7 protein-coding genes are annotated in these 16,862 nt (G+C 56.1%); 6 read left to right on the forward strand and 1 reads right to left on the reverse strand.

Annotated elements, in window-relative coordinates; genetic code table 11:
• Nucleotides 1-96: 96 nt before the first annotated feature.
• On the forward strand, nucleotides 97-8,766 hold the full coding sequence (locus H8K04_06560) for a putative Ig domain-containing protein (protein UVT17204.1): 8,670 nt from the start codon (nucleotides 97-99) through the stop codon (nucleotides 8,764-8,766).
• A 35-nt stretch (nucleotides 8,767-8,801) separates the two neighbouring features.
• Here H8K04_06560 and H8K04_06565 read toward each other — a convergent pair whose 3' ends face one another.
• A complete protein-coding gene (locus H8K04_06565; protein ID UVT17205.1) occupies nucleotides 8,802-9,263 on the reverse strand; it encodes a helix-turn-helix transcriptional regulator in 462 nt (153 codons plus the stop codon).
• Nucleotides 9,264-9,425: 162 nt separating this feature from the next.
• On the opposite strand from H8K04_06565, the gene H8K04_06570 reads away from it, so the two are divergent.
• The 5 genes from H8K04_06570 (at nucleotide 9,426) to H8K04_06590 (ending at nucleotide 16,493) form a co-directional block, all read left to right on the forward strand.
• Nucleotides 9,426-9,767, forward strand: a complete 342-nt coding sequence (locus H8K04_06570) for a hypothetical protein (protein UVT17206.1) — start codon at nucleotides 9,426-9,428, stop codon at nucleotides 9,765-9,767.
• A 53-nt stretch (nucleotides 9,768-9,820) separates the two neighbouring features.
• On the forward strand, nucleotides 9,821-10,669 hold the full coding sequence (locus H8K04_06575; GenBank protein ID UVT17207.1) for an RNA methyltransferase: 849 nt from the start codon (nucleotides 9,821-9,823) through the stop codon (nucleotides 10,667-10,669).
• A 183-nt stretch (nucleotides 10,670-10,852) separates the two neighbouring features.
• Nucleotides 10,853-12,061, forward strand: coding sequence for a TolC family protein (locus tag H8K04_06580; protein UVT17208.1), 1,209 nt, complete (start codon nucleotides 10,853-10,855; stop codon nucleotides 12,059-12,061).
• Entirely contained in the window at nucleotides 12,058-13,272 is a 1,215-nt protein-coding gene (locus tag H8K04_06585) for an efflux RND transporter periplasmic adaptor subunit (protein ID UVT17209.1), read from the forward strand. Before H8K04_06580 ends, H8K04_06585 begins: the two co-directional genes overlap by 4 nt.
• Complete coding sequence (locus H8K04_06590; GenBank protein UVT17210.1) at nucleotides 13,272-16,493, forward strand: efflux RND transporter permease subunit; 3,222 nt, start codon at nucleotides 13,272-13,274, stop codon at nucleotides 16,491-16,493. The genes H8K04_06585 and H8K04_06590 overlap by 1 nt, the downstream gene beginning before the upstream one ends.
• The last annotated feature ends 369 nt before the right edge of the window (nucleotides 16,494-16,862 follow it).

Below are 16,862 nucleotides of genomic sequence, written 5' to 3' on the forward strand. Positions count from 1 at the left end.
TGGACTCGGGTTGACTCATTCAGCAACCCATTAGATGGTTTTTATGGTGCGATATATCAGAATGGTCATGGAGACACCGTCGCGGCGGTTAGAGGAATGGAGATTCTTACTCACGATGTCAGCACGGTTGCGCAGGTTAAGCTTGGTCAAAAACCAGAAGCCTTTAATTCCGCGCTACAGTTTCATCAGCTCGTTAAGAATCGTTTTGGAGGAGATGTCACCTACACCGGCCATTCGCTGGGTGGGGCGGAGGTCGATTACATTGCTGCTAGAGCGGCAAGTGAAGGCGTCACGATTACGGGTGTCACGTTCGGAGCCATCGGAATCGGGGCCATCCTTACTGCCGAAGGAATCAATACGTCTACCCTCACCGGGCTTACCAATTATGTTCATCCGAATGATGTCGCCAAATTGGTAGGTGTCCCTGTGGGGACCCAAGTGGAGGTTCCCTATACCCGGTCGGTGATGGAAAACATTGGCGCACTGTTCGGACCCCTCGGCCTGATGTCCGATTCGACGCTGCAGCACCTGATCGGCGCCTATCAACAATCGTTCAAATCGCAAGTCATCCCTCAACTTAGCCCTTCCTTTCTTCGCGACGCCTTGGCTGTGCAAGCGGCATCCAGCAATGGCACAGTCTCCTTCACGGTGAATCCTGACCGCTCCGTCACGGCAGTGGCGACTGATGTTGGTTCCGGGGGGCTCATCAGGAGTGTGCAAACAACCACCATTCAGGCCAATGGCAATCTCACCTCGTCCACGGTGGATGCTCACAACAATGTGATTGCGACCGTCACTAAGACAGTAAATCCTGTGGACAAGAGCTCCGTCATTGTTCGGAAAAATTTTAATCTCGCCGGCGAGGTGGAGTCTGAAGGGACGATGAAGATTCTCGCCGATGGTCGGACTACTCTCCGCGTGTCCGGCCAAGGATTCACGGCCAATAATCTGAACAACTCCATGGTGACGATCCAGCCTGGTGCTCAAGCCAACATCAATGGAGATGGAAGCTATATTCTTGCGCTGAACAACTCGACGGTGCAGACCACTACATTTCCCACGACCCTTCAGCTCAACACGACCAACTCGACTCTTGTGACCGCTCCTGGTGGCAGCGTCCACCTTACCAATCTGGGCAGCAATAATAATCTCGTGCTTAGGCCCAATACGACGCTGACCAATTTGGGCAACAATAACACTATTATTGGTCCAGTTCCGCCTAACTCAACAAATCTCGGCACCGGCAATACTATCCTCAGTCCGGCAATGCTGCCTTCCGGTGCAGCCGTTCTCTTCAAGAGTGATAAAGGCTTCATCGTATATATCGGTGAAGATGGTGAGGCTCACGTGGTCGACGGAGGCAGTGACGGGGGGGTGGTCGATGGAACTGGATATGAGCCAGGTCCCAATCCAGACGGAGGTGGTGGAGGAGAAAGTTCCGATCCTGATCCCCTCATCGATGGTCATTCGCTTCTCATCTCAGGTGATTTGGAAATCACTGTGGGAGACGGCAATCACAGTATTCAAGGGGGGCTGGGGAAAAACGTCATCGTGGCGGGAGGCGGGAATAATGCGATTGAGGCCCTCGGGACAGAGAACATCGTGGTGGCCAGTGGGGGGAATAACCTCATTGGGGTTGGAGGTGGGACCAGTACAGTCAGTGTAGGTGGAGGATTCAATGTTGTGACAGATGTGAGTCAGACCGGCGTGGTGATGGCCGAGGGCAATCTCCTGGTGAATTTTGGAGTCGGAAATCACACGATTGTTGCCGGGTCCGGACCGGCCCTCACTGATTGGGGAAGTCTTCAAGGATTCGTCCCTCAGACAGGAATCTCGTTTGCCAATGTCATTCTAGGCAATGCGAATTTTTATGCCGATGTTCAGGGATCTGTCAGTAATCTGATCATTGGTGGGCCCAATGGCAACTACGTTCAAGGAGGGTTGGGCGACAACACAATTTATGGCGGGGACAGCGCAGACCAGTTGATTGGCGGCACGAGCCATTATTTGTTTGGTGGGCGGAACCTCATTTATGGGGGTGGAGGGAATGACGTCATCGAAGGCGGTGTCGGCGGGGAGGCCGATCTTTTCGGAGATGCCGGCAACGATATCCTGCGCGGTGGTTTGAGCAGCCATGCGACCCTGCATGGCGGTGCAGGCAATGACACGCTCTTCGCTGCGTCAGGCTTCGGCAGTCTCCTCTATGGTGATGAAGGGGATGATCAGCTGAGTGGAGGAGGGAATGTCACGTTCGACGGAGGCGCTGGGAATGACACGCTGATTGGGTCACCCTCATCATTTGTTTCAACCGTTGTGTTTGGACGCGGGTACGATCACGATACGTTTAGTGGGACGACCAGCCGCGTGATTCTTGCCATGAACACGAGTGTGCGGCAAGACGATCTCATCTTGCAGACCAATAGCCATGGTGATTTGTTGCTGCGCATCAATGGGACGGATGACGTCTTGGGCATTGGCAGCTATTTTGTGGATGGCACGTACACAATCACGTTCTCAGATGGAACAAGTTGGAATAAAGCGGCTGTCGAAAGCCGAACGCCCGGTTTAATCCTCTCCGAGAGTATAGGAGGGCAGACGTTACAGGGATCTACACTTGCCGACACGTTGTCGGGCAGTGGAGGGAATCACACGTTGGTTGGGTGGGGTGGCGGCGACACCTATCTGGTGGATGTGGGAAATGGGGTGACGTCGATTTGGGACAGCCCCGACGGCGACAATACCCTCGTATTTGGGTCTGACATCACGTCTGATGCCGTGACATTCACCCGCGATGCGCAACAAGGCATCGTGCTCAATTACGGGACACAAGGCGATGAGGTGCATATCCTCAATTTCGACCCTTTCGATCCGATCCGTTCGCTGGGTGTCCAATCGCTCCAATTTTTTGACGGCACGGTATGGGATACCCCGACTATTTTGAGCCGCACTCCGGGTGTGGTGCTGTCGGACACCGCTGATCATGCCATTCTTCAGGGCTCACCACTCAATGACACCTTATCCGGTGCAGGTGGACATGCCGGTTTATATGGGGCGGACGGGAGCGACACGTATCTTTTTGACCGAGGGCATGGACATGTGACCGTCTTTGATCAAGATCCTTCGGGGACTGACCTGAACACGGTCCGAATGGCTTCCGGCATTGCTCCGACCGATGTGACGCTCCAGCTGTCTTCCGAGGGAGCGCTGCTGCTGAATGTCGCAGGAACGACAGATCAAGTCAGCATTGCCAATTTTAGACAGCGCTCGTTTCAGTCGTTTCAGGTGTCGTTTGCCGATGGGACGGTGTGGAACCGAGATGCGTTGATTGCGCAGATTGCCGAGTTCCCTCTCGTAGCCGACCCAAGTGGAAGCGGACTCACAGGGTCTGATCTGTCCGACACATTGATTGGTCTGGGCGGGGATGATTCGCTGGATGGACTTGGGGGTAACGATGTCATGTCGGGTGGCGGTGGAAACGATGTGTATTACGTGGAGGATCCCGGAGATCAAGTGATTGAGCTCCCTGGGGAAGGGCATGATGTTATCAGGAGTTCTGTCGATTACACGCTGCCGGACAATGTCGAAGCCCTTCAGCTGAGTTATGCGGAATTTTCCGGTCCGACTCCTATTATCGGTTCTGGCAATGCTGGGAATAACGACCTTCGAGGGAACTTTCAGAATAATATTCTTCAGGGTGGTGCCGGCAACGATACGCTCTGGGGTGGATATGGCGATACGAGCTTCGGACCGGGAAATGACCATCTAAGTGGAGGAACCGGTAACGATACCTATTATGTGGACGGGCTTGCCGGCAATGGAGTGGATACGATCCATGACACGGCCTCGCCCGGGGAAGGAAATCGATTGCAATTGGGGGCCTCCATACGCCCCAGCGATCTCACCTTTGCACAGAGTTCCGGGAGTCTGTTTATTGGGATTGGAACAGCCGGTGATGGAGTCGTGTTGGACAACTTTGATCCCACTCATGCGACCGGATCGATGGTATTGGAGACGATCAGTTTTACCGGAGGCATTGAGCAAACCCACGGTGGTTTTGATGTGCAGTTGGCAGATTTTCTGAAGCCGGCAATAGATGGTTTGGCCGGCAATGATGTCCTGATTGGGACAACGGCGGTCGACATCATTCGGGGTGGGTCTGGGGACGATACGATAACCGGAGCACGGGGGAATGATGTGCTGATCGGCGGGTCTGGGCAAGATACGTATGTCTTCAATCTCGGTGATGGGTGCGATCTCATTGACGATGTCGCTCACCCAGGAGAAGTCAATCGAGTGCTGTTTGGAGCTGGGATCGACACGACCTCACTACGGTTGGAGCACAGTGGGCAATTCAATAACGGCCTTTTGACCCTTCATGTTGGAAATGCCGGAGATGCCCTTCAATTCATAAGTTTTGAGGCACTGAATCCCTCGACACTTCGAGCGGTGGATCTCTTCGAGTTTGCGGATGGTGTGACCACGACGTTTGATCAGCTGTTTTTGCGTGGTGTGGAGGTTCGAGGCACGGCCGGAGACGATGGTGAATTGTTCGGCACGTTTGCCAACGATACGCTATTCGGTTTTGCGGGGCGTGACAGCCTGAGTGGTGATGTCGGCGATGATACATTGATTGGAGGAGGCGGAGACGACTTCCTGAGCGGAGGGGACGGTGCTGACACGTACATCTACAACGTGGAGGATGGTCGCGACGAGATCGAGGATGATAGAGAATTTGTCCTTGATCAAGATGGAAATTCCGTCTTGGCGAATAACAGGATTCTTTTTGGAGAAGGAATCACTGTATCAGATATCGATCTCAAGATCGCCGATGGACCGTTGTTCATCAAGGTCGGGACTACCGGTGCGGGATTGGATCTCGGTGCGTTTGCAGATGGGCGGCTCGGCATTCGGAGTTTGGCATTCAATGACGGGCTGGCTCTTGATTTGAATGACCTTACCGATGCGCTGCTCTTTACAGATGAGGATCGTATGGTGAGTGCGGGCACCGGTAACAGTACGGTCCTTGGGGGGAATGGAAATGACATCCTCACGGGCGGGGATGGGGCGAGCGTGCTTGTCGGTTGGAAGGGCGAGGATGTGCTCATTGGAGGAACCGGGCCGTCCAAATTTTACGGCGGGTTGGGTAACGATCTTCTGCAAGGGAACCCCACGACTGAGGACACGTATGTGTTCAATAGAGGCGACGGGACGGATACGATTCAGGATACGGCTGGGGCCGGTGCTGGTAATCGTATTCAGTTCGGGGCCGGCATTGCCTTGGGGGATCTCCTTTTTACACAGGATCGGGCCGCGAAGCGATTGACGATTGAAGTGGGCACGGGTGGAGTCGATGTCATCCGTTTGGAAAACTTTACGTTATCGGGTGCAGATGGTTCCATCGTGGCTCAGACTCTCGCGTTACAGGACGGCAGTACCGTTCAACTCGCCGATCTTCTGGCGACTCCCGGTCAAGTGGTAGGGACGAGCGGCAACGACGTACTCACTGGAACATCGGGCAATGACACACACACCGGCGGTACAGGCAACGATAGTCTCGCCGGTGGAGCGGGCGATGACACCTATGTCTTTAACTTCGGGGATGGCATCGATTCAATCGCGGATACGGCAGCTCCTGACGCAGGCAACACGCTACAATTTGGGCCGGGTATTACGCCTGAGGATTTGAGCTTGGGTCTGGGGTCTCTGATGATTCGTGTCGGTACGACTGGGGATGCGGTTCATCTCGCAACGTTTAACCCTAATGATGCCCTGGGTAGCCACAGCATCGACCGCTTCCGCTTTGCCGACGGATTCTCCCTGTCCTATGACCAACTCATTGCACGGGGTTTCGATCTCTCGGGGACGTCCGCAAACGATATCATCAATGGGACCAATGTGAGTGATCGTATCGTAGGTCTGTCGGGAGACGATTCGTTATTCGGCGGGCAAGGTGTCGATACGCTCGTGGGCGGACTGGGCAACGACACATACAGTGTGGATTCCCTTTCCGATGTGGTCACGGAACTATCGAATGAAGGGATCGACCGTGTCCTCAGTGCAGTGAACTACACGCTGGGATCCAATGTCGAAAACCTGACGTTGGCAGGCGGATCAGACATCAATGGAACTGGAAATGAATTGAATAATGTACTCGTTGGCAATAGGGGGAACAATGTTCTCGATGGTGGTCTGGGCGCCGATACGATGAATGGTGGAGCAGGTCATGACACCTATGTCATCGATGATCTAGGCGATGTAGTCACGGAGAATGCGAATGAAGGCACGGATACGGTACGGAGCGGTCTTTCCTATACGCTTGGGGAGAACGTCGAGAACCTCAGATTAGTCGGTTCAGCGAATCTCAGTGGGACCGGTAATACGTTAGACAACGTGCTCGTCGGCAATGATGGGAATAACTTCTTGGAGGGTGGTTTAGGGAATGACCGGCTTCATGGGGCAATTGGAATAGACACCATGGTGGGAGGAGAGGGCAATGATACCTATCGCTATGACATCGGTGATGGGTACGACACGATTGAGGATGTCCCCGAGCTAGGAGAGGGGAATCGTATTCTTTTCGGTGCGGGTATAACACAGACTGATCTGGCATTTAGCCGGAATCTGTTCACTCGGACACTGGCCATTCAGGTAGGTACCAGCGGGACTGACAAGCTGGTGCTGACCAACTTCGATCCGAGCGGCATGAACGGTTCACGAGTGGTAGAGACTCTAGAGTTTGCCGATGGTACCACCGCGACCCTTGTCGACCTTCTCATGACACCAGCCAACCATGCGCCGACGGTGGCCGCGCCGCTGGCGGATCAGACGGTGCTGGAGGGCGTGCCCGTATCTGTGCAAGTGCCGGCGAGCACCTTTGCCGATGCGGATATACATGACTCGCTGACATACCGTGCGAGTCTGGGCGACGGCACCGCGCTCCCAACATGGCTGCGCTTTGATTCGGTGACGCGGATATTTACTGGTATACCCGATGATGCAGAGGTGGGGAGCTTGGATCTTATGGTCACGGCAACAGACGCCGGCGATCTCAGTGCCTCCGATACATTCACCCTCACGATCCAGAATGTGAACGAGGCGCCGACGGTCATCACGCCGCTGGTGGATCAAACCACGGTGGAAGACGCGTTGTTCACCTTCGTGGTCCCGGGCTCCATCTTTGCAGACGAGGATGTCGGAGATTCGTTGACCTACAGTGCCACCCTGGCCAGTGGGAGTGCTTTGCCGACCTGGGTGAGCTTCAATGCCGCCACCCTGACATTCAGCGGCACGCCGCTGAATGACGATGTGGGGACGCTCGCGCTCGCGCTCACGGCGACGGATGCAGGACACCTGCATGCCTCGACTGATTTTCAGCTCTCGATCTGGAACGTCAACGATGCGCCGACCCTGACGAATCCGATCGTGGATCAGGCGGCTCTTGCAGGAGAGGCGATGACCTTCAGCGTGGCGGCCAACACATTTGCCGATGTCGATGCGGGTGACACCCTGACCTATGCGGCCAGGTGTGCCGACGGCACGGCGCTGCCGGGGTGGCTTGCGTTCAATCCCACGACCAGGACGTTTACCGGCACGCCGGGGGCTGGCGATGTCGGCGTGCTGCCCCTCAAGATTACCGCGACGGACAGCGGCAATCTCAGCGCGTTCGATCTGTTCGACGTGACGGTCACGAACCCCAATCTCGTGTTGAGGGGCACGAGCGCACATGACGTGCTCACCGGCGGGGCGGGGAACGATCAGCTGTTTGGGTTGGCTGGCCGCGATACCTTACACGGTCAAGCGGGCGACGACCTGCTTGATGGCGGCTTGGGCAACGACACCATGACCGGTGGGACCGGGAACGATACCTATTGGGTCGATGCGACCGGGGATGTCGTGACCGAGCTCGTGAACGAAGGGACGGACACCGTCCAGAGCAGCATCACCTACACTCTCGGGAAGAATGTGGAAAACCTGACCTTGACGGCGACGGCCACGATCAATGGAACCGGCAATGCGCTCGACAACGTGCTGATCGGCAACAGTAGGAACAATACCGTGACCGGCGGCGCCGGCAACGACCGCCTCGATGGGGGATTGGGCAGCGATACGCTAGTGGGTGGCCTCGGCGCCGATACCTACGTGGTCGGCAGCGGAGATTGCGTCGTCGAAGGCAGCAATGCCGGGACCGATACGGTCCAAAGTTCGATCACCTGGACACTCGGGAGCAACCTCGAAAATCTCACGCTGACCGGTACGGGTGCCATCAATGGAATCGGTAATACCTTGAACAATGTGCTTACGGGGAACAGCGCAGCGAACGTCCTCAGCGGCGGGACGGGCCACGACACCCTCGACGGCGGTATCTGGAATGATACGCTGGTGGGCGGCAAGGGCAACGACACCTATCTGGTCGGGCGCGGTGCGGGCAAGGATCGGGTGCAGGACACGAGTGGGTCAGCGGACAGTATGTGCTACGACAGCGCAGTGCAACCGCTCGATCTGGTGATCAGTCGCCAAGCCAACCATCTGAGGCTTGCCATCCATGGCTCGTCCGATCACGTGACCGTCGAGAACTGGTATGGTGGGACCACGAATCGAATTGAGACGATTCAGGCCGGCAATGGGCAAACGTTGCTGAGCACGCAGGTCGATCAACTCATTCAGGCCATGGCGGCGCTCACGCAACAATCCGGCCTCACGTGGGATCAGGCCATTGAGCAGCGGCCTCAAGAGGTCCAGGCCGTGTTAGCCGCGAGTTGGCAGTAGAGGTAAGCCGGACGTTCAGCGCTCAGGCAGCTGAACTAGTCGCTAGGGGGCTCGAAGTGTCCTGAGGGGCGTTGTTGCCAGGGGACGGTTGCCTGCCGAGATTGCTTCACCAAACTACGGAGACTCATTTCGGCGGCCCGTAGAAGTTTGGGGTCGCCGGATTGAATGAGCGTTGTCAGGAGGACATAGAGGGATCGATCTGCGCGCGATCCGGCCAAGATACGATCGGTCACCGGATCGGTCTGCGAAGTGTCCGGTTGCTCACTCTCGTCCGCGTCCGTGAATAGGCATGTAAAGGACCGAGGGTCGTCGAACAGCCAAGATGGAGGGATGCCGAGTGCACCAGCGAGCGCTTGCAGTGTACTGATGGTCGGATCCATTTGGCCCGATTCGATTTGTTCGAGGAGCTCGTGAGAAATGCCCGCTGCGTCTGATAACGAGGTGAGAGAGTAATTTTTCGAGAGTCTCCACGCTTGGAGACATGGTCCGATCGACATCGCGCGATGATACACAATGGCGTGTCCAGCTTCAATAAATCAGTCTCCAGTTTCAATATTATCGTTATTTGTCAATTGCTTAAGAGGCGTTTCGATCGGACGCCAAATCGGGTATAATGCGCGCGCGAGATTTATGTGTGGAGTTGAAGGAGGTGGAGATCCATGTTGGGGACGGATATTCGCGGTATCATGGCTGAGGAGGAAGAGGTCCAGCGCCGGCAAGATGCCCTTAAGTCTCTGATGACGATGCGGGCGAGACAGCTTCGAGAATCGTTGGACGAGCGAATCAAACGGGCGAGGAACTGTGGAGATTGGACCCAGCTTTCCAAGGCAGAGTGCGCAAGTCTTCACAAGCAAGAGAAGGCCCACTTACAGTCTCAGCTTGAACAACTCCAGTTCGAGCAAACACGGACTCGAGGAAAGCTGACCGCGCTGAAGCGAGCCAAGGCGAGGGCTCAGCGTATTCGCGCTGCAGAAGCGGCCTCCGAACGAAGGCGCCGGTAGTTGACTGACTCATCCTTCTTGACGATATCTCCCGCAGCGTGATGTCAAGGGGTATGGTGGATGCAGTGCCGCATCTGCTGGCTCTGACCCGTGCGCAGAGCTCTCTGATCAGGCAACTCCTTCGGGACAAGAAAATCAGGTCGAGGGAAGGAGCTTTCGTCGTCGAAGGCGTCAAATCTTGCCTCGATCTGATTTCTCGGTACCCACAATCTATTCGCAGTCTGATTGTATCTCCGCGTTACCTCCGTGTAGAAACTGACGCAGACCGGCGAACGCGCGCCAAGCTCCCTGGTCGTCAGTATGTGTGTCCGGACGCCATCTTTGAAAAGCTGACCGAGGTTGGTGTACCCCAAGGCATGCTGGCTGTTATCCAACAGCCTCGGTGGGACGAAGCACAGGTGTTCACCCAATCAAGAGTATTGGGAGTGTATGCGGATCGCCTACAAGATCCGGCGAATGTGGGAGCGATCATTAGGACGGCCGCGGCACTAAATCTGTCCGGGGTATGGTTGAGCGCTGATTCCGCCGATTACTTGAGCCCCAAAGTAGTCCGTGCCACGGCCGGCACGATTCTCAGTCTCCCTGTTTTTTATATCAAGGACGTTCGGACATTTTCTTCGAACGGATGCGACATCTATTCGGCGCTTTTGCCTTCGGCTGACAGAGTCTCGATCAGGACGATTCGGAGGATTCCCCGCCGTCTCGTGATTGCCGTCGGAAATGAGGGAGGGGGGCTGGCACCAGATGTGGTAAAAGCTTCTCTGGTTACGTTTTCTATCCCGCTGGCTCAGGGAGTGGAGTCGCTGAATGTTGCCGCAACGGCGGCGATCTCGGCGTTCTACTTCAGTGGGTTACCGCTCGACTCGAAGCTCACATCCGAGAAACCGCAACGGTTGGTGTAGATATTTGAAAATAAACCGAATTCAGCCTACTATGTGTTGATGTCTCAAATGTTATGGGTGAAAGTCTCAGATATTACGGGCTCAAGTTGGAAATGTTATGGGCGGAAGTCTCAGATGTTTAGGCAGGAGAGGATGATGAGGCTGGTTCTCATTCTAATTTGCGGAATGAGCATAGGACTTGGTGTGGCCACGGCTTCCGCTGAAGCTGTGGGACAGGTGTATAGCCTCGATATGATTGTCGATTTGGTCTTGGCAAGGAATCCCATCGTCTCATCGGCAGAAGGCAATATTGAGCAGCAGAAAGGGCATCAGACGTCGGCAGGCGCGTACCCCAACCCGACTGTGTCCAGCAGCGGTGGACACGGGAGGCTTAAAGACACGACCGTGGGTCCACCGGAAAATATTCAGTCACTTGCCGAATACAATGTGACGGTCGGACAGCCCGTGGAATGGCCGGCCATGCGAGCCGCCCGGCAACGAGTCGCGGATCTCGGATTGGCGACGGCCAACGTCGGGATGTCGGAGACCCGGCTGAATCTGGCCTCGCAGGTCAAGGTCGCATTCTACGATCTGTTGCTGTCCCAGCAGGATTTCGATCTGGCGCGTCTGAATCTCGACATCGTTGAAGGTGTGGCGCGGATCGTCAAGGCGCGGGTCAAATCGGGCGAGGCCCCGCAATTCGAATCGATCAAAGCGGAAGTCGAGGTTCTGAAAGCTCGGCAGTTGCTCGCGCGGGCCGAAAATCATGTTCGCATCAGCCGCGTCGTTGTCGACACCTTGACCGGCGGCGCACTCGGACCGACTTATACGGTCCATGGCGAGTTCAGGACGATTCCTCGAGATTTGCAGATTGAAGGTTTAATGGCTCGCATGATGGAGCAGCATCCGACGATCCAGCGCCTGCTGAAATCCGTGGAACAATCGGACTGGAAGATTGAATTTGAACGGCAGGCACGGGTGCCGACGGTCACCGTGAACGGGGGCTATTGGCGAGAGATGGGGCGGGAAGCGTTTCAAGGCGGTCTCTCCGTGCCCGTACCGCTCTGGTACCGGCGTCAGGGAGAAATTGCGTCGTCGCTGGGGGCCAAACGCCGTGAGGAAGCAGAGCTGCTCCGGACACGCAATGAATTGGGACGAGCCGTCTATCAGCATTATCAGGATGTCCGCACGACGGCGGAATTGATCGAAGTATTCGATAAAGGGTTGTTGAAACAGGCTCAGGAGGCTCTGAGGCTCGCGCAGTTCAGTTTTCAACAAGGCGCATCCAGTCTGTTGGAAGTGCTTGACGCACAGCGCGTGCAGCGACAGACGTTACTGGACTATGCACTGGCGCGGCGCGACCTCTCCGTCTCGCTGGCCAGGCTTGAGCAAGCTGTAGGGGGAGCGTTGTGAACGTCTTGTTCGATTCAATACGAACTTCTTCTCCATCTGTCAGTCGGGGTGTTCGGGGTCTTCTATTCGGCTTAATGGTGATGGAGGCAGGTTGTGATGGGACGCCGAGCGATGTGGTGGCCAGTAGGTCGCCCGTCGCGGTGTCCGCGCCGGGGGTCATCACGCTGTCGACGGAAGAATCGTCACGGGTTGGGCTGATGGTCCAGCCGGTAGCACGTAGCGACTTTCGAACCCACCGGGATTTCCCCGCAATCGTTCAGCCCAATCAACGGAACATGGCGGAAATTACGACCTTGGTTCGCGGTCGAGTGGTCGAGGTATATGCGGACCTCGGCCAAGAAGTCAAAGCGAACGCACCATTGGCGATTCTATACAGCAGTGAATTAGGCCTGGCTCAATCGGGTCATCTCAAGGCACAAGCCAAACTTCATGTAGCGGAGCAAGCCTATAGCCGCGCCCAATTCCTTCTGGAGGAAAAAGTGATCGGGGAAGCGGAAGCGCAACGGCGGCATGCAGAACTGCTGAGCACTCAGGCCGAGGCCAATGAGTCGCGCGATCGGCTGAAGCTGTTGGGAATGAGCAGTGAAGAACTTCGCCGGCTCGACCGCAGTCGGGAGATCCGATCCGTCGTGCCGATTGTAGCGCCGTTCGCGGGCCGTATTATCGGGCGCAATCTGACGCGTGGCGAAGTCGTCGAGACCACCGAAAAGCTGTTCGTGATCGCGGATCTATCGGAGGTCTGGGTTCAAGCCAACATCCCGGAGAAAGACATTCCTTTCGCCCATTCTATTCATGCGTCAGGCGGCACGCAGGTCGAGGTCCGTATCAATGCCTATCCCAATGAAGTGTTCAAGGGGACGATCACCTATGTGGGAGACGTTCTGGATCCCGTGACGCGGACCATGCAGCTCAGGCTTGAACTGCCGAACTTGGATGGACGGCTCAAACCCGAAATGTTCGCGACCATTCGCCTCTTTTCCGAAGCGCAGCCGGACCGATTGGCGGTGCCGGAGGCGGCGCTGCAACGCGATCAAGGTCGAACGTTCGTCTTCGTGCAACGCAGCGCGAACGAGTACGAATTGCGCGAGGTCCACGTGGGCGAATCCAACGGCACGCTCACCTCAATCCTCGGGGGCCTGAACGAAGGGGAGCCGGTTGTGACGAACGGTGCCTTTGTCTTGAAGTCCGAGTTGTTGAAGAAACCCGTCTGATGGTCTCCCGCCTCCTCGACATCTCCCTGCGTCAGCGGATGCTCATCATCATCTGCGCGATCATGATCGGAGCCGGAGGTATCTATGCCTTCCGGACCATTCCAATCGACGCCTTCCCCGACGTGACCAGTGTGTTGGTGCAGGTCGTCACGAAGGCCCCCGGCCTTTCGCCGGCCGAGGTCGAGCGCTTGGTGACTTATCCGATCGAGCTGCAGCTCACGGGGGTGCCCTCCCTCACGGAGATGCGCTCCCTCACCAAAGTCGGTCTGTCGCTTATTACGATCGTGTTCGATGACTCCATGGATATCAACCTGGCCCGCCAATTGGTGCTTGAACGACTGCTTGAAGTCGAGGAACAACTTCCTCCCGGGGCTAAGCCGATGCTCATGCCGAATAGCACGGGGTTGGGCGAGGTGTTCCAATATTACTTGGAGGCCCCTGCGGGGTTTGTTGCTGGTAACGAAGCCGAACACCAAAATTTGATCGCTCAACGTACGATTCAAGATTGGGTGATTCGACCGCTCTTGAAGAGCACGCCGGAGGTCATCGATGTCAATTCAATGGGAGGGTACGTCAAGCAATATCAAGTGCTGGTCGAACCGGGCATGTTGCGAAAATTCAACCTCACGCTTCGTGACGTGTTCGACGCGGTGGCCAGGAACAACGCCAATGCCGGGGGCAATATCCTGGAAAAGCATGCGGAAAAATACATCGTGCGGGGGATCGGGCTGATCCGCTCCCTTCAGGACATCGAACGGATCGTGGTCAAGGAAACCGGTGGAACTCCGGTCTATGTCTCGGACGTCGCTCATGTGCGCGTCGACCATGCGGTGAGGCACGGCGCAACGGTCTTGAATGGGGAGCGCGAGGTGGTCAGTGGAATCGTGCTGATGTTGCGGGGCGGGAACGCGCGGGATGTCGTGGAGGGTATCAAGGCCCGCATCGAAGACATCCATGCCAAGCACTTGTTGCCGAACGGGTTGCGGATCGTGCCGTTTTACGACCGTATCGAACTGATCACCGAGGCATTGAACACCGTGTACAAGTCGCTGGCGGAAGGTGTCGTGCTCGTGGTCGTCGTATTGTTCCTGTTTCTGGGGAACATTCGCAGCGCGCTGATCGTCGTCGGCACCTTGGTCTTGGCGCCGCTTGCCACGTTCATCGTGATGGGGCAAATCGGGTTGACGGCCAATCTGATGTCCCTGGGGGGGCTGGCCATTGCAATCGGGATGATCGTGGATGGGTCGGTCGTCGTCGTCGAAAACGTCTACCGTCATCTGTCGCACCATTCCGCCGCTGCCACACCCAGGCTGCAACTCATCATGAATGCAGTGAAGGAAGTCGGACAACCGGTTGTGTTCGGCATTCTCATCATTATCCTGGTTTTCTTGCCCCTCCTGTCTCTCCACGGGATGGAAGGGAAGATGTTCAAACCGCTCGCCTACACCATCATGATCGCCCTGTTGGTGTCGCTCCTGTTATCGCTCACGCTCTCCCCGGTTCTCTGTTCTTTGGCGCTGACCCGAGGCAGTGAGGAGGATCCTTGGATCGTCCGGCAAACCAAGCGTCTTTACGACCCTGTGCTTCGCTGGGCTCTTGGGCACCGGACCGCGGTGGTGGTAATGGCTGTGAGTGCTTTAATCGGCGCGCTGGCATTGGTGCCGTCATTGGGAACTGAATTCATCCCGATTCTAAACGAAGGATCGGTAGCCCCACAAACCATTCGGCTTCCCAGCGTGTCGCTTCCCGAGTCCATCGAAATCGAAAAGCGCATGCAGCAGGCGATCATGGAGTTTCCGGAAGTGGAGATGGTCGTGTCGAAAATCGGCCGCACGGAATTGGGGAACGATCCCCAAGAGCCGAACGAGAGTGATCCGGTCGTGCGGCTTCGGCCGTTGGATCAATGGACGACGGCGCGGACTATGCCGGAGCTCATGCAGAAGTTCCGTGAACGTTTAACCAGCGTCTCGGGGGCGACGTTCCTGATCAGCCAGCCGATCCAGCAGCGGGTCGATGAGTTGATCTCCGGCGTCCGCACGGAAGCCACCGTCAAACTGTTCGGCGATGATTTGGAGATGCTGCGGAACAAAGCCCAGGAAATTGCCGAGGTGTTGGAAACCGTCCGCGGTGTTCGAGACATCAAGGTGGAGCAATTGTTCGGACAACCCTACCTCACCATCGACATCGATCGCAGCAAGATCGCCCGCTATGGGATCAATGTCGCCGATGTGCGGGAAATCATCACGACCGCCATTGGAGGAGAGGTTGCGACTCGCGTGTATGAAGGACAGCAACGGTTCGATTTGGTGGTGCGGTTCCCCAAACAGTACAGAGACAGCGTCGAGACCATCAGCAACATTATGCTCAATGATCCAGGCGGTGGTCTTATTCCCCTGGCAGACCTGGGGACCGTGCAACTGGAAGAAGGACCCGGCCGGATCAGCCGCGATCAGCTTCAACGCTACGTATCGATCGGGTTCAATACGCTGGGGCGTGACATCGGCAGTCTGGTCGCCGAAGCGCAGCAGAAAATCGAGCAACGTGTGGATCTCCCCACCGGCTACAAAGTCACGTGGGGCGGGTCGTTCGAGAATATGGAACGGGCCATGGCGAAGTTGCGCATCATCGTTCCAATCACGATCGGATTGATCTTTTTCCTGCTGTACTCGACGTTCAACTCGCTTCGGCAGGCGGCTCTGATCATTTTGAATCTGCCATTTGCGTTGATCGGTGGTGTGGTGGCCCTGTGGCTGACAAAAGAGTATCTCAGCGTGCCGGCCTCCATCGGTTTCATCAACCTCTTCGGTGTGGCGGTGCTGAACGGCATCGTGCTCGTGTCCTACATGAATAAGCTGCGCGAAGACGGCCACAGCCTGGATGAAGCGGTCACCTCAGGGGCCCTCCTTCGATTGCGGCCCGTCTTGATGACCGCCCTGGTCGCGCTGTTGGGTCTCGTCCCGCTTGCATTCGCGCAAGGTATCGGGTCGGAGGTGCAACGTCCTCTGGCGATCGTCGTCATCGGCGGCCTCGTGAGTTCGACACTGCTGACCTTAATCATGCTGCCGGTCCTCTATCGATGGCTGGAAGGGCACTCGGGTGGAGCCATGCATCGCGGCGACCCGCGAGGAGGAGCGATGCTTGACCTCCATGACTCCGGAACTCTTCATGGAAATGGTGAGCCGAAACTTTCCCGCCATCCCGGCGAAATACCCTCGACCTGACGTGACGCGTCAGTCTTGAAGTGTGTGGAAGCACAACTGTCGGCCATCGCCCGCAAATACACCGAAATGGCGGCAGATGATGGCAAATCGACCATACTCCATTGATCACAAAGCTGAGGTCTGGAATTGCACGGAGATGCGATTGTAGGGAATATTTCTCCTACATATTCATAGGGTTCGGTATCCACTGCATAGTTTTCTGAAAAATAATACCCCTCTTTTGGGGGATGGATGTTTCAGTCACTAAACATTAAAAATGTGATGCAACAGATAGGAAAATTGAGCAATAAAACGCATTGATCAATCTATGCGAGATCGCATGTCTCAGGGTGCCAAGATGAATCTCTTCGCCATACAATTTCTGCAGAG

Origin of the sequence: Nitrospira sp. (assembly GCA_024760525.1) — a bacterium.
GTDB lineage: Bacteria > Nitrospirota > Nitrospiria > Nitrospirales > Nitrospiraceae > Nitrospira_D.